Origin of the sequence: Tsukamurella sp. 1534, from assembly GCF_000312385.1 — a bacterium.
In the GTDB taxonomy this organism is placed as follows: domain Bacteria; phylum Actinomycetota; class Actinomycetes; order Mycobacteriales; family Mycobacteriaceae; genus Tsukamurella.
In genome coordinates, this window is the sequence record NZ_HE997626.1 from 12,142 (window position 1) to 31,772 (window position 19,631).

At 69.4% G+C, this 19,631-nt stretch carries 18 protein-coding genes; 9 read left to right on the forward strand and 9 right to left on the reverse strand.

The genetic code is table 11. The features are described from left to right. Positions 1–283 precede the first annotated feature (283 nt). From BN39_RS00070 to BN39_RS23340, 9 genes are all read left to right on the forward strand, one after another. A complete protein-coding gene (locus BN39_RS00070) occupies positions 284–1,141 on the forward strand; it encodes an ABC transporter permease (RefSeq protein ID WP_019200295.1) in 858 nt (285 codons plus the stop codon). 49 nt (positions 1,142–1,190) lie between these two features. Then, positions 1,191–2,054 (forward strand): ABC transporter permease, encoded by an 864-nt coding sequence (locus tag BN39_RS00075; RefSeq protein WP_019200296.1) that lies wholly within the window; start codon positions 1,191–1,193, stop codon positions 2,052–2,054. 3 nt (positions 2,055–2,057) lie between these two features. After that, positions 2,058–3,236, forward strand: a complete 1,179-nt coding sequence (locus tag BN39_RS00080) for an MlaD family protein (RefSeq protein ID WP_081585861.1) — start codon at positions 2,058–2,060, stop codon at positions 3,234–3,236. A 6-nt stretch (positions 3,237–3,242) separates the two neighbouring features. Next, on the forward strand, positions 3,243–4,274 hold the full coding sequence (locus BN39_RS00085) for an MCE family protein (protein WP_019200298.1): 1,032 nt from the start codon (positions 3,243–3,245) through the stop codon (positions 4,272–4,274). Next, complete coding sequence (locus BN39_RS00090; RefSeq protein ID WP_019200299.1) at positions 4,271–5,278, forward strand: MlaD family protein; 1,008 nt, start codon at positions 4,271–4,273, stop codon at positions 5,276–5,278. The genes BN39_RS00085 and BN39_RS00090 overlap by 4 nt, the downstream gene beginning before the upstream one ends. Beyond that, complete coding sequence (locus BN39_RS00095) at positions 5,278–6,381, forward strand: MlaD family protein (protein ID WP_148281373.1); 1,104 nt, start codon at positions 5,278–5,280, stop codon at positions 6,379–6,381. The genes BN39_RS00090 and BN39_RS00095 overlap by 1 nt, the downstream gene beginning before the upstream one ends. Beyond that, the gene (locus BN39_RS00100; protein WP_019200301.1) at positions 6,381–7,439 is read left to right on the forward strand and encodes an MlaD family protein; all 1,059 of its coding nucleotides are present in this window, start codon (positions 6,381–6,383) and stop codon (positions 7,437–7,439) included. Before BN39_RS00095 ends, BN39_RS00100 begins: the two co-directional genes overlap by 1 nt. Continuing rightward, positions 7,436–8,398 carry an MlaD family protein gene (locus BN39_RS00105; RefSeq protein ID WP_019200302.1) on the forward strand — a complete coding sequence of 321 codons (963 nt, stop codon included), beginning with the start codon at positions 7,436–7,438 and terminating at the stop codon, positions 8,396–8,398. The genes BN39_RS00100 and BN39_RS00105 overlap by 4 nt, the downstream gene beginning before the upstream one ends. A gap of 69 nt (positions 8,399–8,467) precedes the next feature. Further along, on the forward strand, positions 8,468–9,436 hold the full coding sequence (locus tag BN39_RS23340) for a hypothetical protein (RefSeq protein ID WP_019200303.1): 969 nt from the start codon (positions 8,468–8,470) through the stop codon (positions 9,434–9,436). An 84-nt stretch (positions 9,437–9,520) separates the two neighbouring features. Here the strand turns inward: BN39_RS23340 and BN39_RS00115 are convergent, their stop codons facing one another. From BN39_RS00115 to lysA, 9 genes are all read right to left on the reverse strand, one after another. Then, positions 9,521–10,171 carry an L-threonylcarbamoyladenylate synthase gene (locus BN39_RS00115; protein ID WP_019200304.1) on the reverse strand — a complete coding sequence of 217 codons (651 nt, stop codon included), beginning with the start codon at positions 10,169–10,171 and terminating at the stop codon, positions 9,521–9,523. Further along, positions 10,168–11,007 (reverse strand): peptide chain release factor N(5)-glutamine methyltransferase, encoded by an 840-nt coding sequence (gene prmC / locus BN39_RS00120; RefSeq protein WP_019200305.1) that lies wholly within the window; start codon positions 11,005–11,007, stop codon positions 10,168–10,170. The genes BN39_RS00115 and prmC overlap by 4 nt, the downstream gene beginning before the upstream one ends. After that, positions 11,004–12,092, reverse strand: a complete 1,089-nt coding sequence (gene prfA, locus BN39_RS00125; protein ID WP_019200306.1) for a peptide chain release factor 1 — start codon at positions 12,090–12,092, stop codon at positions 11,004–11,006. Before prfA ends, prmC begins: the two co-directional genes overlap by 4 nt. A gap of 97 nt (positions 12,093–12,189) precedes the next feature. Beyond that, positions 12,190–12,414 (reverse strand): 50S ribosomal protein L31, encoded by a 225-nt coding sequence (rpmE, locus tag BN39_RS00130; protein WP_019200307.1) that lies wholly within the window; start codon positions 12,412–12,414, stop codon positions 12,190–12,192. Positions 12,415–12,536: 122 nt separating this feature from the next. Beyond that, a complete protein-coding gene (gene rho, locus BN39_RS00135; protein ID WP_019200308.1) occupies positions 12,537–14,525 on the reverse strand; it encodes a transcription termination factor Rho in 1,989 nt (662 codons plus the stop codon). Between the two features lie 325 nt (positions 14,526–14,850). Further along, the gene (gene thrB, locus BN39_RS00140) at positions 14,851–15,831 is read right to left on the reverse strand and encodes a homoserine kinase (protein WP_019200309.1); all 981 of its coding nucleotides are present in this window, start codon (positions 15,829–15,831) and stop codon (positions 14,851–14,853) included. Between the two features lie 7 nt (positions 15,832–15,838). Next, positions 15,839–16,927: a threonine synthase gene (thrC, locus tag BN39_RS00145; protein ID WP_019200310.1), complete on the reverse strand. Its 1,089-nt coding sequence runs from the start codon at positions 16,925–16,927 to the stop codon at positions 15,839–15,841. Beyond that, the gene (locus BN39_RS00150; RefSeq protein WP_019200311.1) at positions 16,920–18,236 is read right to left on the reverse strand and encodes a homoserine dehydrogenase; all 1,317 of its coding nucleotides are present in this window, start codon (positions 18,234–18,236) and stop codon (positions 16,920–16,922) included. The genes thrC and BN39_RS00150 overlap by 8 nt, the downstream gene beginning before the upstream one ends. After that, the gene (lysA, locus tag BN39_RS00155; protein ID WP_019200312.1) at positions 18,236–19,624 is read right to left on the reverse strand and encodes a diaminopimelate decarboxylase; all 1,389 of its coding nucleotides are present in this window, start codon (positions 19,622–19,624) and stop codon (positions 18,236–18,238) included. The genes BN39_RS00150 and lysA overlap by 1 nt, the downstream gene beginning before the upstream one ends. Positions 19,625–19,631: the final 7 nt, after the last annotated feature.

Genomic DNA, 19,631 nt, shown 5'->3' on the forward strand with positions numbered 1-19,631 from the left:
GCTTCGATGTGCACGCGTGCGAATCTACTCGCACCGCACGGGCGCGCAGATCCGCCGGGCCGTGCGTTTGCGATCTCAGGTCGGCGCCACCCCGTTGACCTGAGCGGATACGGGCGAGACGCCGGACTCCGGAAAAGTTACTGACGAGTCGCTCACCTAGCGGCGGCGAAGCGGGCCAATGGAGTACAGGGACCCTGAGACCCGCTATAGTGTGCTCGGTCATACACCAAAGAACATGTCGTTCGAGTCACAGTCTGGCCACAGTCGAGAGGGGACGTGCAGGGTGACTGCAACCGTTGCGGACAACGCGGGCAAGGCGAAACGGCCGTCCTACTGGTCGATCCTGAGCAAGAACTTCTCCAGCACCGTCGTGGACTCGATCCGCACCATCGGTCGAACGTTCCGGATGCTGATCAACACTCTGGTGTCGATGGTGACGGACACCGTTCGCGGACAACTGCAGTGGAAGGAGACGCTCAACCAGATCTGGTACATGGTCGGCGTCACCTCGGCACCCGCGATCCTCATCGCGATCCCCTTCGGGATCATCATCTCGATCCAGGTGAACAACATCATCGCCCAGCTCGGCGCGGAATCGCTGTCCGGCGCCGTCGGCGGCCTCGCGGTGATCACCCAGGGCGCCCCGATCGCCACGGGCCTGCTGCTCGCCGGCGCCGGCGCCTCGGCCATCGCCGCCGACCTCGGCGCCCGCACCATCCGCGAGGAGACGGACGCCATGCGCGTGATGGGCATCAACCCCATCAACCGCCTCGTGGTGCCCCGCCTGCTCGCCGCCTGGTTCGTCTCGCCGCTGCTGAACATCCTCATCATGGGCGTCGGCACCCTCGCCGGCTACCTCGTCGCGGTCGGCAACCAGGGCGTCACGCCCGGCGCCTACTGGCTCTCCTTCGGTTCGTTCGCGCACCCCGTGGACGTGTGGATCTCGATCATCAAGTCGATCATCTTCGGCACCGTGATCGCGATCATCGGCTGCCAGCGCGGCCTCGAGGCCAAGGGCGGATCCCGCGGCGTCGCCGACGGCGTGAACTCCACCGTGGTCCTCTCGTTCGTGGTGATCTTCATCCTCAACCTGATCATCACGCAGATCACCACGATGTTCTTCCCGATGCAGGTGGGCTGACCAATGACTCTGTACCGCAACGACTTCCGCAACCAGGTGGGCTGACTCCATGGCAACCGTTTACCGCCCCCGGGGCACGCGCTGGTTCTTCCGGCTGTTCGGCGGCTCCGGCTCGGCCTGGACCGGATTCGATCTCCTCGGCCACATCCTGTCGTTCATCGCGGAGGTCATCCGGACCGTCCCGCACGCGATCAAGCACTACCGCTCGCAGATCATGTACATCCTCACGGACATCACGTGGGGCCGCGGCGCGCTCGTCGTCGGCGGCGGTACAGCGCCGGTGCTCGCGGTGCTGGGCATCGCGGTCGGCGGCACCGTGGCCGTGCAGGGCTTCGCCATCCTCAACCTGCTCGGCATGGGCCCGCTCACCGCGGTCGTGGCGGCGTTCGCCAACACCCGCGAGTTCGCCCCCATCCTGGCGGGCGTCGGCTTCGCCGCCCAGGCCGGCTGCCGCATGACCGCCGAGATCGGCGCCATGCGCATCAACGAGGAGATCGACGCCCTCGAGTCCCTGGGCCTGCGGTCGGTGTCCTTCGTCGTCACCACCCGCGTGCTGGCCGGCCTCATCGCCGTCGTCCCCGTCTACCTGATCACCCTGATCCTGTCCTGGGCGGCCTGCGCCTGGCTGGTGACCTCGGTGTACTCGATGCCGACGGGCACCTACCAGCACTACTTCAGTCAGTTCGTGAGCGCCTCCGACATCATCTTCTCGGTGGTCAAGGTGGCCGTCTTCCTCGTCGCGGTGATCGTCATCCACTGCTACCAGGGGTTCTTCGCCTCCGGCGGCCCCGAGGGCGTGGGCACGGCGTCCGGGCGCGCGATCCGCGCCAGCCTCGTGACCATCATCATCCTCGACCTCGTCATGACCGTCGTGCTGTGGGGCGTCAGCTCCCCGGTGTACTTCAAGGGGTAAACAATGGGAGTCGTCTCCGTACCCGGCATGTCGATCGACCGCTCGGTCCTCCGTCGCCGCGGCATCATCGCGCTCGCCGTGATCCTGATCATCGGGTTCGTCATCTGGCTCGCTCAGGCCCTGTGGCCCAAGGACGAGTTCACGTTCACCCTGCGCACGCCGTCCGTCGCCGCCGGCATCGTCGACGGTGCGCCCGTGCGCATCCAGGGCGTGCAGGTCGGCAAGGTGACCGGTATCAAGCGCATCGCCAACGGCCAGCAGGGCGTCGTCCTGACGATGACCGAGTCCGACGGTAAGAGCCTGACCAACAACGTCGAGGCCGCGTTCTCCGCGGGCAACCTGTTCGGCGTCTCCGAGGTCATCCTCACCCCGCACGACGGGGGCGGCTCCCTCAAGGAGTCGGCGCAGATCACCCCGACGAAGCCGATCACCGACAGCACCGTGTCGAACATGATCGCCACCATCGGCGACGTCAACAGCGATGCGCTGCGGCCGCACATGAGCCAGATCCTGCTCAACTTCGACGCCTCGTCGAAGGCCATGCTGCCGCTGTTCACAGCGCTGGGCAGCGTCTCGCAGGCCGTCCAGGACACCCAGCGCCTGAGCACCTCGCAGACCTTCCCGCAGATCACGCAGGCGATCAGCAGCGCGGATTCGGCGATCAACGCGATCCTCCCGGCCGCCCGCACCCTGTTCGACTACAGCCCCGTGCACGACAAGAACTGGGTCAACCGCGGCGCCGCGACGATCGATGCGCTCACCAACGAGCGCGACAGCCTCACCGCGGCACTGCAGAAGATCCTCTCCCCCGCCGCGATCGACGGGCTGTCCACGGCCACCCCCATGCTGGTGAACCTCATGCAGCCCCTGCTCAACGCGTTCCCGAACGGCAGCGCGACGGGCGTCGGCATCCAGATCGGCCAGCTGCTCGACAACGTGCGCAAGGCCATGCCGAACACTCCGAACGGCCCTGTGCTCAATCTCCGTCTGTCGGTGGACTTCCCGGCCGTCGCAGCCGCGCTGCCGCCGGTGCCGCAGTTCGAGTACGTGCCGCCGAAGCCGGGCGATCCCAAGCCCGCGGCCAAGCCCGGCGAGCGCACCCCGGCGGCGAAGCCGGGCGCGACCGCCGCGTCACCGTCGGCCGGACCGAGCGCCCCCACGACCCCGAAGGCAGGGAGCTGACCCACCATGAAGTCCATCAAGGTGACCGCCGTCAAGATCGTGGTCTTCGCGGCCGTCATGCTCCTGATCCTGGTGCTGACGATGCAGGCTCTCACCCGGCCGCCGCAGGGCGACCTCGACACGTTCAAGGCCGATTTCAAGGACGTCTCCGGCCTCAAGGTGGGTGACGACGTCCGCATGCTCGGCGTGCAGGTGGGCAAGGTCAAGGACGTCGAGGTCCAGCAGAGCTCGGACCACCGGCTCTCGAACGCGCTGGTCACGTTCTCGGTACAGCGCGACCGCAAGATCAAGAGCGACGACAACCTGGCGATCCGCTACCAGAACCTCACGGGCTCCCGCTTCCTCGAGGTGCAGAGCAACGCGAAGAGCAGCGGCCAGCAGATGAAGGCCGGCTCGACGTACCCCGAGAAGCAGACCCAGCCGTCGTTCGACATCACCACCGTGTTCGTCGGCCTCAAGCCGGTGCTGTCCACCCTCAACGCGGACGACATCAACCACCTCACGCAGTCGGTGCTGGCGGTCATCCAGGGCAACGGCGACGGGCTCGGCCCGCTGCTGGGCTCGCTGGACAAGCTGATGGCGACCACCAACGACCGGCAGCGCGTGTTGACCCAGCTGATCACCAACCTGGGCTCGATCTCGCAGACCATCGGCGGGGCCTCCCCCGGCCTCACCAAGGTGATCACGGACCTGGAGCTGTTCGCCCGGACCCTGGCGAGCAACGTCGACTCGATGCGCGAGTGGTCCGATAAGACCTCCGGCGTGGTGAGCCGCACCAACGCGCTGCTCGCGGCGCTCGGGTTGACTCCCAACGAGAACCCCCCGCTCAACGCGATCGTCGCGAACGCGATGCCGATCGCCGAGCAGGCGGTCAACGCCCTCGCGACCCTCCCCGGCATCATGCAGCTCCTCAACGAGGGCACGAAGCCGCAGGCCAACGGGGCCGTGAACACGCAGTGCTCGAAGGGCCCGGCGCAGCTGCCGGGCATGATGAACCTGTTCGTGGCCGGACAGAAGGTGACGGTGTGCGCAAAATGAACCTGTTCAACCGACCCATGCCGACGGCCGCCCAGGACCGTCGAAGCCAGCTGAACTGGGGCATCGCGGGAGCGGTGGTGACGACGATCATCCTCGCCATCGCGGGCTACCTGTTCGTGTTCCAGCCCGGCACCAAGGAGTACTCCGCCGATCTCCGCGAGGCGCAGGCCGTCAAGAGCGGCATGGACGTCCGCGTGGCCGGCATCAGCGTGGGCTCCGTCTCGGGCGTCGAGCTCCTCGACGATCGCGTGCGGGTGAAGTTCCGCGTCAAGAGCAACGTCTTCGTCGGCGACGCGAGCACGGCCACCATGAAGATGCTCACCACGGTCGGCGGTTACTACATGGCGCTGACCCCGATGGGCACCAGCTCGCTGGGCGACAAGGCCATCCCGCCGGAGCGCGTGTCGATGCCGTACAGCCTGCTCGAGACCTTCCAGCAGGCGACCCCGAAGGTCCAGCAGATCAAGGCGACCCCCGTGCGGCAGTCGATGTCCGAGCTCAACCAGGCCCTCGAGGACCAGCCGGAATCGATCCGCAACACGGTGGGCACGTTCAACCGGATGTTCGACAACATCCTGCGCCAGCAGGACCAGGCCGGCGACTTCGTCAAGGTGATGTCCGAGTACTCGACAACGGTGAACCAGAACGGTGAGCTGCTGGTGTCGCTGATGCGGAACATGAGCACGTTCTTCGCGGCGGCCGAGGTGAACCTGGCCGGGTTCAAGAGCTACCTCAGCAACACCACCGAGATCGTGCAGCGCCTCGCCCCGCTGCTCAACGTGTACCTCAACAACGTCGAGCCGCTCGCGGCCCGCTTCGACGCCCTGGTCGCGAAGGCCCGGGACCTCGTCAAGCAGGCGGAGCCGACCATCGCCCAGGCGAAGGAGATGCTCGAGGGCCTGCAGAAGACGATCGCGCCGGACGGCACGGTCCAGCTCAACCAGTCCGAACAGACCTTCCTCGCCACCAACGTGTGCATTCCGTCCCCGGGGGTGACCTGCTGATGCGTAAATTCCTCGCCTCGCGCGGAGCGATGTCGGCCATCGTGGTCATCGTCGCGACCGCGCTCGTGCTCGGCGGCGTCGCCCTCAAGGGCGCCACCACCCAGAAGCAGTCGTACTGCGCCGAGCTGGACAACGCGATCGGCCTGTACAAGGGCAACACGGTGGCGCAGTTCGGCTACCCGGTCGGCGAGATCACCGACATCAAGCCCAACGGCAAGACCACCCGCGTCGACTTCGACATCCTCGCGGACCGCAAGCTGCCCACCAACGTGGGCGTGGTCGCGATCGCCGACTCCCTCGTCGCCCAGCGCCGCCTCGAACTGCTCGAGCCGTACAAGGGCGGCCCGACGTGGTCCCCCGGCACCTGCATCACCAACTCCAAGACGCCGCTGTCCATCACCGACTCGCTGCAGTCGGTGTCGAAGGTCGTCGACGACCTCACCACCGCCGGCGGCGACAAGGAGTTCAAGGAGGCCATGGCCTCGATCCCCGCGCTGAACAAGGCGACCACCGGCACCGGCCCCGAGGTCTCGCAGCTGACCAACAAGCTCGGCGAACTGATGCGCAACCCCGGCCCCGGTATGGGCGATGTGGCCGCGATCCTCGACGCGTTCGCCCCGGCCTCGGACGGCCTGGTGCAGAACTGGGACGGGATGCGCGAGTTCTTCACCAAGTACGCCTGGCGGATCAAGAACATCGGCGAACCACTGATGGACACCGGTATCGGCGCCTTCCCGCAGATGGTGCCGCTGCTCAAGACGCTCGCCTCGATCTTCGACAAGTACGGCGCGTTCATCGCGCCCCTGCTCGAGGTCACCGTGCCCGCCACGACGGTCATGGCCGCCACGTCCAAGCAGTTCGGCGACCTGCTGAACATCCTGCCGCCGCTGATCCGGGCGTTCCAGGTGAGCGTCGACAAGCGGACCATGGCCACCAAGATCACCTACCGGCCGCCGTCAGCGCTGGTCCCCTCGAAGAACCCCGCCCAGACCTGCAACAACCTGAACCGGTTCGCGCCGGGCCAGTGCAAGGTCGCCGACGCGGGCCACGTCAACGTGGAGCTCATCTCCACGGTCCTGCGCGCGACGGGAGCGGCGTACTGATGCGAAATCCGATCAAGGTCCAGGCCGCGCGGCGCTCCGCGAAGATCGGCGTGGCCACCGTGGCCGCGACGACCCTCCTGGCGGGCTGCTCGCTCAACTTCAACCCGTCGTCCATCCCCGCCCCGGGCCAGCCCGGCGGCGGCGACGGCTACACGCTGCACCTCGACTTCACGAACGTGCTGAACCTGCCCGACAAGGCGCGGGTGGTGTTCGACGGCGTGAACGCGGGCCGGCTGCAGAAGGTCACGCTGCAGGAGGGCAAGGCCGTCGTCGACGTCAAGATCCTCGACGGGGTGCAAGTGCCGAGCACGGCCACCGCGACCCTGCAGCAGGACACGATCCTCGGCGACACCTACGTGGCGCTGAAGTCGGCGCCGGGCAAGCCGGGCGAGGCACTCAAGGCGGGGGCCACCATCCCCACGTCGCAGACCAAGCCGCCCACGCAGATCGAGGACATCCTCCGCGATCTGGCGAACTTCCTCGGCAGCGGCAGCCTCATGCAGCTGCAGGACACGTTCAGCCGGATCAACGACAACCTGCCCGACGATCCGCAGAAGCTCTCGGGCCTGGTGAAGACGGTGTCGCAGACCGTCGTGGACCTGGGCGACCAGAACGACAACGTGCGGCAGTCGATCAACTCGGTCGCCAGCCTGGTGAACACGGTCAACTCCAACGACGACCTCCTGGTGGCCCTGCTCAAGCCGCAGGACGGCTGGCTCAGCGACACGCTGTCGCTCACCACGGGCGCGATCAAGATCCTCAGCCGGGTGTCCGACTCCCTCTCTCCCCTGATCTTCAGCGCGCCCCTGCTGGACGCCTCGACGGCGACGGTGGCGACGGTGATCAAGCCGCTCATGTTCCCCGGCTGGCCGAACATGAACGGCCGCCAGGCGAATCTCGCGAACCTCGAGGATCTGCTCAAGAACAAGATCCTCCCGTTCCTGGCGAGCGGCGCCAAGGTGAACGTCAAGGAGCTGGGCGCCAACGGCGGCGTCCCCTCCGCCGAGGCCGCCCAGCAGGCGGTCAAGAACCTTCGGATGGTGGGAGCAGTTCCGTGAAAAAGAGCACCTTCTTCAGCCTGTTGACGTTCGCGCTGGTCATGGTGCTGGGCGTCGGCTACATCGCCTTCTCGGTGCTGAACTACCGGCCGTTCGCCAAGTGGAACACGGTCGAGATGAAGCTCGACAACGCGCATCAGCTGCTGCCCGATTCCAAGGTGCTGCTGCGCGGCGTCGAGGTGGGCAACGTGCAGACGATCGATCGCACGGACGGCAAGGTCGCCGTCAAGCTGCGGTACGACTCGAAGTACGACATCCCGCAGAGCACGGGCATCAAGATCGAGCAGCTCTCGGCCGTCGGCGAGCCGTACATCGATTTCCTGCCGGACTCGCTGCAGGGCCCGTACCTGGACAAGAACGCGTCGATCGAGACGGCCAAGGTCAAGCAGCCGCTGTCGCTGCCGGAGACCTTCAAGCTGGTGTCGGGCCTCACGTCGAGCATCAACTCGACGGACCTGGGCGGCATCACCGAGACCCTGGCCGCGGCGACCGACAACACGCAGGGCGCCCTGCCGAACATCTCCACCGCCGGCGACCTGCTGGCCCGGACGATCTCGGCCCGCATGCCCAACATCCGCCGGATGCTGGAGAACACCCAGGACTACCAGTCGGACATGAGCTGGCTGCCCGGTTCGCTGGAGGAGTTCGGCCCGGCCACCGCGACCTTCATCAAGAAGGACGTGGAGGTGCTCAAGGCTCTGGACGTCCTGATGAAGGGCTCCGGCGCACCCGACGTGCTGACCAAGACGATCAACCCGAACCTCATGAAGATCGCCCCGAACACCAGCAAACTGCTGGCCAACCTGGGTCCGATCAACGAGCCGCTGGTTCCGGTCGTCCAGGCGCTGACGGACGTCATGCCGCAGATCGACATGGCCGCGCTACTCTCGCAGGCGTTGAAGACGGTCGGCTCCGACGGTGCCGCGAACCTCACGGTGGTCATCCCTCCGAAGAAGTAACGCACCGCCGGCCGGCCCGGCAATGGTCGCCACGGCGGCCCACCCACGACACGATTGGCTACGCGACAAGTGACTGATTCCACCCCGGACGACAAGACACCCGCTGACGCGGACGCGACGACCGAGGAGACCACGCAGCCCGCCGAGACCGCCGAGGACGCGAAGCAGAGCGTCGAGGACGCCGCGGAGGAGGCGAAGGCGACCGCGAAGACGGAGAAGGCCGACGCCGACGACACGGAGTCCGACGACACGGAGTCCGAGGACGCGGAGCAGAAGACCGCCCCGGTGAAGACCGCGGCGAAGAAGAAGGCCGCACCGGCCCCCGTCGTCGACGAGGACGACGAGGACGAGCCCGAGGCGACCGTCCCGATCCGCAAGCGCCCCCGCCCCGCTCCCCGGCCGCAGGCCGCGCAGGCCGGCGGCGCACCGTCGACCGTCACGACGGTGGTCGTCACCGTCGCGGTGATCGCCCTCCTCGCCGCGGCGATCACGTTCGGCGTGCTGTGGAACAGCAGCCGGTCCGACCTCAACGACATGAAGGCCGCGGAGGCCGATCGGTCGCACGCCGAGAAGGTGGCCGCCGATTACGCCGTCGGCGCGTCGTCGTTCGACTTCCGGGACCTGGGCCCGTGGCAGAAGGCGCTGGTCAACGGCGTCAGCCCGGAGCTGAAGACCAAGATGGAGGCCACGTCCAGCGCGATGAACCAGCTGCTGCAGCCGCTGCAGTGGGTCTCCAAGAGCAAGATCATGGACTCGGTGGTCACCTCGCAGTCGGGCCCGATCTACAAGGTGAACGCGTACGTCAGCGTGGACACCACCAACGTGCAGTCCGCGTCGGGCCGCACCGTGGTCACGGTGTACAACGTCACGCTGAACAAGGACGCGAACTGGCAGATCACCGATGTGGGCGGCGCGGGCCAGCCCTCCTCCATGCTCGACGGCGCGACCGCCCCGGAGCAGGGCGCCGAGACGCCCGCCCCCGCTCCGGCACCGGCACCGGCCCCCGCGCCGGCTCCGGCCCCCGCGCCCGGCAACTGATCACCTGAAGTCGACGCAGCGCCGAGGTCCTTCCGAGGACCTCGGCGCTGTTCCGTTTCCGGCGAGCGCGACGTTCGGCCCGAATCAGGCCAGGGACTCCTCGGTGACGCCGAGGACCTCGGCGATGCGGGCGCCGCTCACGGCGCCCTCGCGCAGCACGCGGGGCTGCGGGCCCGACAGGTCGACGATGGTCGACGCGAGCGCGTGCTCCGACGGTCCGCCGTCGAGGTAGACCTCCACGGAGTCGCCGAGCTGATCGCGGGCGTCGGTCATGGTGGACGCGGGCGGCTTGCCCGAGACGTTGGCGCTGGACACCGCCATCGGGCCGACCTCGCGGAGCAGCTCGATCGCGACGGGGTGCAGCGGCATCCGCAGCATGACGGTGCCGCGGGTGTCCCCGAGGTTCCAGGCGAGGCTGGGGGCCTGTTCGACGACGAGGGAGACTGCGCCGGGCCAGAACGCGCGGGTCAGCTCGCGGGCCGCGTCGCTGACGCGGCTGACCAGACCGTCGATGGTGTTCCACGAGCCCACGAGCACGCCCACGGGCATGTCGGGGCCGCGGTTCTTGGCGGCCAGCAGGTCGGCGACGGCGCGGTTGTCGAAGGCGTCGCAGCCGATGCCGTACAGGGTGTCGGTCGGCATCACCACGAGGTGGCCGCCCTTGAGCGCGGCCTTCGCGGCGGCGATGCCCGCGGCGCGCGAGTCGGGGTCGGTGCAGTCGTACGCGATGCTCACGCGTCCATCCTGCCAGTGACGTACCGGGGCCGTCCGGCCAGGTCGCGGTGCTCGGTGACGGCGGCGAATCCGGCGCGGCGCAGCAGTTCCGCGGCCCCGGCACCGTTGGCGTCGTCGTGTTCCATCCCCACGTGCCCGCCGGACGCGAGCAGCCGGGCGGCCAGCGGCGCCAGGTCGCGCAGGAGGTCCAGCCCGTCGGGGCCCGAGAACAGGGCGTCGTGCGGGTCGGCGGCGGCCTCGGCGTCGAGGGGCGCACCGTCGGGCACGTACGGCGGGTTCGAGACCACCAGGTCCGCTCCCCCGAGCTCGTCCCCGATGAGGCCGGGCAGAGCCGGGTCGCGCACGTCGGCCGCGAGCACGGTCACCGTCGACGGGGCGTTGCGGCGCAGGTACTCCAGCGCGCGGGGGTCGCGCTCGACGAGCGCGACGCGGGCGCCGGGCACCGTCGCCGCGAGGTACAGGCCGAGCGCGCCGGAGCCGGCGCACAGGTCGACGATGCGGGCGCCCGGCCGGGCGACGGATGCGGCCCAGGCGGCGAGGAGCTCGGTCTCGGGGCGAGGGACGAAGACCCCGGGGCCCACGGCCAGCCTGAGCGTCCCGAAGTCCGCGTGGCCCAGGATGTGCTGCAGGGGCTCCCGGGCGGCCCTGCGGGCGACGAGGGCGCCGTACGCGGCCTCCTGGTCCCCGGTGGCGTCGTCGGCGAGCACGAGCCTGCCGCGGTCGACGTCCAGAACGTGCGCGAGCAGGAGCTCGGCGTCCGCGCGGGGCGACGGTACACCGGCCTCCGCGAGCCGGGCCGCCGCGACCGCGACGAGGCGCGTGGGCCTGGGGCTCACTCGGCCTCGAGCCGGGCCTGACGGTCCGCTGCGGCGAGCGCGTCGAGCACGGCGTCCATGTCCCCGTCGAGCACCTGGTCGAGGTTGTGCGCCTTGAAGCCGATGCGGTGGTCGGCGATCCGGTTCTCGGGGAAGTTGTAGGTGCGGATCCGCTCGGACCGGTCGACGGTGCGGATCTGCGCTGCCCGGGAGTCGGATGCGGCGGCCTCGGCCTCCTCCTCGGCGAGGGCCTGCAGCCGCGCGGCGAGCACCTGCATGGCGCGCGCCTTGTTCTGCAGCTGGGACCGCTCGTTCTGGCAGGTCACGACGATGTTCGTGGGCAGGTGCGTGATGCGCACCGCGGAGTCGGTGGTGTTGACGCCCTGGCCTCCCTTGCCGGAGGACCGGTAGACGTCGATGCGCAGGTCGGACTCGTCGATCTGCACCTCCTCCACCTCGTCGGGCTCGGGGTAGACGAGCACGCCGGCGGCGGAGGTGTGGATGCGGCCCTGGCTCTCGGTGGCGGGGACGCGCTGCACGCGGTGCACGCCGCCCTCGAACTTCATCCGGGCCCACACCCCGTCGATGGTGCCGTCGGCGCCGGGGCCGCGGGACTTGATCGCGAACGTCGCGTCCTTGAAGCCGCCGAGGTCGGAGTAGGTCGCGCCGAGCGTCTCGACCTTCCAGCCGCGCTGCTCGGCGTAGCGCAGATACATGCGGGCGAGGTCGCCGGCGAACAGCGCGGACTCCTCGCCGCCCTCACCGGACTTCACCTCGAGCACCACGTCGTCGGAGTCGTGCGGGTCGCGCGGCGCGAGGAGGTCGGTGAGCTGCTGCTCGAGGGTCTCCACCTGCTCGGTCAGCGCAGTCACCTCGTCGGCGAAGGAGGAGTCGTCGTCCGCGAGCTCGCGGGCCGCGGCGAGGTCCTCGCGCGCGGCCTCCAGTTTGCGGTGCGTCGCCATGACGGGGGCGAGCTCGGCGAAGCGCTTGCCCACCTTGCGCGCCGCGGAGGCGTCGTTGTGCAGCGCCGGGTCGGACATCTGCTGCTCGAGACCGGCGTACTCGGCCAGGATGTCGTCGATCGCGGAGGGAGACGCGGCGCTCATGGGATTCCTTCTCTACTTCAGCAGCGTGACAGGGCCGTCAAACGCGCAACGCCCGACCTGCGCCGTGAGGCGACAGGACGGGCGTACGCGGGAGAAGCTACTTGTCGGCCGCGGCCTTGCGCTTGCCGTAGCGCTTCTCGAACCGGGCGACGCGGCCACCGGTGTCGAGGATCTTCTGCTTACCCGTGTAGAACGGGTGGCACTGCGAGCAGACCTCGACGTTGATGCGTCCGTCCGCCTTGGTGCTGTGGGTCTCGAACGTGTTACCGCAACCGCAGACAACGGTGGTGGCCACGTAATCGGGGTGGATCCCCTGCTTCATAAGTGCCGTCCTTCTCTTTCGTGGTCGCCGGGTCGCCTCTGACCTCGCCAGAGCCGTGAACCGGAACCCATACCGACGTTCCAGTATGCCAGAACGTCCCGCGTCTGCAGAAATTCCCGCCGTTAATCGGCGTCCGCGAAGCCGCTGTTCTTCTGCACCATCATCAGGAACTCGATGTTGTTCTGCGTCTTCTTCAGCTGGCTGATGAGCAGCTCGATGGCCTGCTGGCTGTCCAGGCCGGACAGCAGGCGGCGCAGCTTGTGCACGATGGCGGCCTCGTCGGGCGCGAGCAGCAGCTCGTCCTTACGGGTGCTCGACGGGTGCACGTCGACGGCCGGGAAGATACGGCGCTCGGAGATCTTGCGGTCCAGCTTGAGCTCGGCGTTACCGGTGCCCTTGAACTCCTCGAAGATCACGGTGTCGCCGGTGGAGCCGGTCTCCACCATCGCGGTCGCGATGATGGTGAGCGAGCCGCCGTTCTCGATGTTGCGCGCCGCACCCAGGAACCGCTTCGGCGGGTACAGGGCAGTCGAGTCGATACCGCCCGAGAGGATGCGGCCCGATGCGGGGCTCGAGTTGTTGTACGCGCGGCCGAGACGGGTGATCGAATCGAGCAGCACCACGACGTCCTTGCCGCCCTCGACGAGCCGCTTGGCCCGCTCGATCGCGAGCTCGGCGACGGAGGTGTGATCGCCCGGCGGGCGGTCGAACGTGGAGCTGATCACCTCGCCCTTGGTGCTGCGCTGCATGTCGGTGACCTCTTCGGGACGCTCGTCCACCAGGACGACCATGAGGTAGCACTCGGGGTTGTTGGTGGCGATCGCGTTCGCGATGTCCTGCATGATCGTGGTCTTGCCGGCCTTCGGCGGTGCGGAGATCAGCGCGCGCTGCCCCTTGCCGATCGGCATGATCAGGTCGATCACGCGGGTGGTGAGGATGTTCTGCGCCGTCTCCAGGCGCAGCCGCTGGTTCGGGTACAGCGGCGTGAGCTTGTTGAACTCGGGCCGCTTCTTCGCCGATTCGACGTCCTGGCCGTTCACCGAGTCCAGGCGCACGAGCGGGTTGAACTTCTGGCGGTTGTTGTTGCCGCCGCCTCCGCCGCCGCCCTGGTTGCCCTCGCCCTCGCGGGGCATCTTCACGGCACCGGTGATGGCGTCTCCGCGGCGCAGGCCGTTGCGGCGCACCATGTTCATGGAGACGTAGACGTCGTTGGGGCCCGCGGTGTAGCCGGAGGTGCGGACGAACGCGTAGTTGTCGAGCACGTCCAGGATGCCGGCGACGGGCTGCAGCACGTCGTCCTCGCTGACCTGCGGCTCGCCGTCGTTCTGGTTGCGGTCGCGGCCGCGGCGGCGCTCGCGGAAGCGGCGTCCGCGCCGGCCCCGGCCCTCTTCGTCGTCGGGCCCGTTGCTGTCGTTGCGGTTGTCGTTGCGGTTCTGGTTCTGGCCGCCCTGCTGGTTGCCGCCCTGGTTCTTCTGGCGGTCGCCGTTGTTCTGGCGGTCGTTGCCCTGGCGGTCGTTGTTCTGGCCGTCGTTCTGGTTGCGGCGCTGGTTGCGCTCGCGGCGCTGGCCGCCGTCGCGCTGCTGGTTCTGCTCGCCGTCGCCCTTGGTCTCGGCCTTCGCCTCACCCTTCGGGGTGTTCGACGGTGCGCCGTCCCCCTTGGGGGCGTCGGACTTCGGGGCCTCGGCCTTGGGAGCGTCGGCCTTGGGAGCGTCGGCCTTGGGAGCGTCGGCCTTCGGAGCGTCGGCCTTGGGAGCCTCAGCCTTCGGAGCGTCAGCCTTGGGAGCGTCGGCCTTGTCCGCCTTGGGAGCCTCCACCTTCGGAGCCTCCGCCTTCGGAGCCTCGGCCTTCGGGGCGTCGGTCTTGGGGGCGCTCTTCGGCGCGGTCGCCTTGGCGGCCGGAGCGCCGGCGCCCTGCTGGGCGGTGATGGCGGCGATCAGGTCGCCCTTGCGCATTCCGGAGGTCCCCTTGATCCCCAGCTCGCCCGCGATTCCACGCAGCTCGGCGAGCACCATGCCGTTGAGGCCGCCCCGGCGCCGCTCGTCCGCTCGGCGGGTGCTGGCGTCGGCGGAGGTGGTCTCCGCAGGGCTGGTGGTGACATCCGTTTCAGTCACGGAGTTCCTTTCAGTTCCCCAGCCGCCGTGCGGTCATGGGGCCTACCGGGCCTCGCCGGGATTCGGGTACGCCTGCGATGTTTTCGCGGGGACGTCGCCGAGGTGAGGCTCGAATCTCAGGTGCATTCTCTGCGCTTCGGCTGCCGGACCCCGCGGTGAGGGCGGGGATGCAGACGTCTTGTCCGGAATTCGGATCAGGCGTGAGGTGGCTGTGTGCCGAAGTGCGTCCGATCATATCCGTCGGACACGGTGCCCATCGTAGCGCCACCCGCCGCCCCGGGCAACGTCCCCCCTCGCGTGTCGCAGTGCGACGGGTCGCCGCAGCTCAGGCGCGGGAGACGCCGTCCGCGATGGGTAGCTCCCGCACCGTGAACCCCAGCGTGCCGGCGCTCTCCGCCAGGCGGGCCGGGAGCGGCTCGGGCGTCAGGGCCAGCACCGTCGGGCCCGCACCGGAGATGGCGGCGGCGACGCCGGCGGCACGCAGGCGCCCCACCAGGTCGAACGACGCGGGCATCGACGCGGCGCGGTACCGCTGGTGCAGCCGGTCCTCGGTGGCCTCCAGCAGCAGGTCGGGGTGCGCGGTGAGCGCCAGCACGATGAGGGCGGCACGCGAGGCGTTGAACGCCGCGTCGGCGTGCGGCACCAGCCGCGGCAGCATTCCGCGGGTCACGGACGTCGACGACTCCACGTCGGGCACGAAGGCGTACGCCCGGATGTCGGGGTGCACGTCCACGCGGCGCGCGCCGTAGTGCACGGGTCCCGACGGTGCGCTGCTCGCGGCGGCGTGATCGCGGTAGCCGGCCACGTCGGGGACGGGGACCGCGGGAACGGTCCACGCGACGACCGCTCCCCCGAGCACGCTGGCGGACGCGTTGTCCGGATGGCCCTCGAATTCGGAGGCCAGTTCCACCATCTCGGCCGCGGTGAGCGCGCGGGGCGCGTCGGCGTCGGCGGCGAGGGCCGCGGCGGCGGCGATCCCGGCGACCGCCGCCGCGGCGGACGACCCGAGGCCGCGCGAATGCGGAATCCTGTTCACGCAGTGCAGCTTCAGCCCCGGCGCGCGCACGTCGAGGTGCGCCAGCGTGCGGCGCAGGGCGACCACCACCAGGTGGCGGTCGTCGGAGGGCACGACGCCCTCGCCCTCACCCTCGACGACGATCTCGAGGTCACCGTCGGTGGTCTCGACGGTGACGTCGTCGTACAGGCCGAGGGCGAGCCCCAGCGTGTCGAAGCCGGGGCCGAGGTTGGCACTGGAAGCCGGGACGGTGACCGTCGCGCGGAGCCCCACGGGCAGGGTGAACGTCACGGCGCGGCTACTCCGTCAGTCCCATCGCGGCGGCCACGGCAACGGGATCGATACCGACGCGGGCGATCTCCGGCACCCCCTTGAGCGCGGTGTCGGGGTCCTTGAGGCCGTTGCCGGTCACGGTGCACACCACCGTGGAGCCCTTCTCGATCCAGCCGTCCTCGGTGGCGGCGAGCAGGCCCGCGACGGAGGCGGCGGAGGCGGGCTCGACGAAGACGCCCTCGGTCCGCGCGACGAGGCGGTAGGCCTCGAGCAGCTTCTCGTCGGTGGCGGCGCGGAACTGGCCGTTCGATTCGTCCTTGGCGGCCACGGCCTGGTTCCAGGACGCGGGGCTGCCGATGCGGATCGCGGTGGCGATGGTCTCGGGGTCCTTCACCGGGGCGCCGTTCACCAGCGGCGCGGCGCCGGCGGCCTGGACGCCCAGCATGCGCGGGCGGGCGGAGATGATGCCGTCGGCGGCGTACTCGCTGTAGCCCTTCCAGTACGCGGTGATGTTGCCGGCGTTGCCCACCGGCAGGGCGTGCACGTCGGGTGCCTTGCCGAGCGCGTCCACGATCTCGAACGCGGCCGTCTTCTGTCCCTCGATGCGCACCGGGTTCACGGAGTTCACCAGCGAGATGGTGTCGAAGGTCGCGGTGGTCTTGCGGGCCAGCTCGAGGCAGTCGTCGAAGTTGCCGTCGACCTCGATGATCGTGGCGCCGTACATGACCGCCTGCGCCAGCTTGCCCATGGCGATCTTGCCTGCGGGCACCAGCACGGCGCACTCGATACCCGCGATGGCGGCGTACGCGGCCGCGGAGGCCGAGGTGTTGCCGGTGGACGCGCACAGCACGCCCTTCTTGCCGGTGGCCTTGGCCTCCGTGACGGCCATGGTCATACCGCGGTCCTTGAAGGAACCGGTGGGGTTGAGGCCCTCCACCTTGAGGTGCACATCGCAGCCGGTGATCTCGGACAGGCCCTTGGCGGGCAGCAGCGGGGTGGCGCCCTCGCGCAGCGTGACGGGGCTCCAGCCCGGTTCCCAGGTGTCGCAGACGGGCAGACGGTGCCGGTACGCCTCGATCAGCCCGGGCCAGGGGGTGTGGACGGTGCTAGTCATTGGTTCCCTCCAGACGGAGCACGGAGGACACGGCGGTCACCACGTCCAGGTTCTTCAGGGCCTCGACGGTGGCGGAGAGCGCCGCGTCGGGGGCCTTGTGGGTCAGGATCACCAGCCGCGCCCCGGCTCCGGGCAGGTCGGCCTGCTGGCGAACGGTGCTGATGGAGACGTTGCGGGCGGAGAACTCGTTGGCCACGGAGCTGAGCACGCCGGGGCGGTCGCTGACCTCCATCGCCACGTAGTAGCGGGTGAGCACGTCGCCGATGGGCGCGACGGGCAGGTTCGCGTACACCGAGTCGAGCGGCCCACGGCCGCGGTGCACCTTGTTGCGCGCGGCCGCGACCAGGTCGCCCATCACGGCGGACGCGGTGGGCGCGCCACCCGCTCCGGCGCCGTAGAACATGAGCCGGCCGGCGTTCTCGGCCTCCACGAAGACGGCGTTGTAGGCACCGTCGACGCTCGCCAGCGGATGCTTGAGGGGAACCAGAGCCGGGTACACGCGGGCCGAGACCCGCTGCGCGCCCTCCGAATCGGTGAACCGCTCGCAGATCGCGAGCAGCTTGATGGTGCAGTCGAAGGCCTTGGCGGCCTCGATGTCGGACGCGGAGACGCCCGTGATGCCCTCGCGGTGCACGTCGTCGGCCTTGACCCGGGTATGGAAGGCGATCGACGCGAGGATCGCCGCCTTGGAGGCGGCGTCGTAGCCCTCCACGTCGGCGGTGGGGTCGGCCTCGGCGTAGCCCAGGCGGCCGGCCTCGGCGAGCACCGTGTCGTAGTCCAGGCCGTGCTCGGCCATGTTGGAGAGGATGTAGTTGGTGGTGCCGTTGACGATTCCCGCCACGAGTTCCACGGAGTCGCCGGCCAGGCTCTGCTGCAGGGGCCGGATCACGGGGATCGCGCCGGCCACGGCGGCCTCGAAGTAGAGATCGGCGCGGTTGCGGTTCGCGGCGTCGGCGAGCTCGCCCGTGTACTCGGCGAGCAGAGCCTTGTTGGCGGTGACCACGGACTTGCCCGCCTGCAGGGCGCGGAGCATGTGGCTGCGGGTGGGTTCGATGCCGCCCATCACCTCGACCACGATGTCCACGTCGTCGCGGTCGATCAGCGATTCGGCGTCCGTGGTGAGCAGCGCGGGGTCCACCCCGCGGTCCTTGTCGAGATCGCGCACGGCGATGCCGCGGATCGCCAGCGGGGCGCCGACGCGGGCCGTCAGGTCGTCCGCGTTGTCGATGAGGATGCGCGTCACCTCGGTGCCCACCGTGCCCATGCCGAGCAGGGCCACACCGAGCTCACGCTTCACGGGTTCAGTCATCAGAGCACCTCCAGGCTCACCAGATCGTCCACGGTCTCCCGGCGCAGGATCAATCGCGCCGTGCCGTCCTTGACCGCCACCACCGCGGGGCGCGGCTGCATGTTGTAGCGGCTGGACATCGAATAGCAGTAGGCCCCGGTGGCGGCCACGGCGATGAGGTCGCCCTCCGCCAGGTCGTCGGGGGTCTGGGTGTCGCGCACCACGATGTCTCCGGTCTCGCAGTGCTTGCCGACGATCCGGGACAGCACGGGCGTTCCCTGCGGGTCCCGGTTCGCCACGGCGGCCGTGTATTCGGCGCCGTAGAGCGCGGTGCGGATGTTGTCGCTCATGCCGCCGTCCACGCTGACGTACCGGCGGGAGACGGGGTCGCCGTCCTCCTCGGGGTCGAGCGCGACGTCCTTGAGCGTCCCCACCTCGTAGAGGGTGATCCCGGGCGGGCCGGCGATTGCGCGCCCGGGTTCGACGGCGAGCCGCGGCGTGGGCAATCCCAGTGCGGCGGACTCGGTTTCGACGATGCCGCGCAGCTTCGCCGCGAGATCGCGCACGGGCGGCGGGTCGTCGTGCTCGGTGTAGTGGATGCCGAGGCCGCCGCCGAGGTCGATGGTGTCGAGCTGGCGAGTGCGCTCGGCGCCGTACCGGGTCACGATGTCGCGCAGCAGTTCCAGCACGCGGCGGGCGGCGATCTCGAACCCGTCGACGTCGAAGATCTGCGAGCCGATGTGGCTGTGCAGGCCCACCAGGCGGACGTGGTCGGCGCGGAACACCGCGTCGACGGCCTGCATCGCCGGCGACGCGCCGTCGTTCCCAGCGTGGGATTCGCGGCTCGCCGCGGTCGCCAGCGAGAACCCGAACTTCTGGTCCTCGTGGGCGGTGGAGATGAACTCGTGGGTGTGCGCCTCGACGCCGGGGGTGAGGCGGATCAGCACGTCCTGGACCACGCCCCGCTCCCCCGCGACCGCGTCGAGGCGCGCGATCTCCGAGAGCGAGTCGATCACGATGTGGCCGATGCCCGATTCCACCGCGTGATCCAGTTCGGCGACCGATTTGTTGTTGCCGTGCAAGGCGATCCGGTCCGCGGGGAAGTCCGCCTTGAGCGCCACCGCTAGCTCACCGCCGCTGCACACGTCGAGGCTCAGCCCCTCGTCGCGCACCCAGCGCGCGATCTCCATGGAGAGGAACGCCTTCGACGCGTAGTGCACTGCGGCGTCGTCGCCGAACGCCTCGCGCATGAGGCGGCACCGGCCACGGAAGTCGTCCTCGTCGATCACGAGGAGCGGGGTTCCGAAGTCCCGCGCGAGGTCGGGTGCGGACACCCCGGCGATGGTGACGGCACCGTCGTTCCCGCGGCGTGCGTGCGCGGGCCACACGTCCCGTGCGAGTTCGGTCACTGGTCTC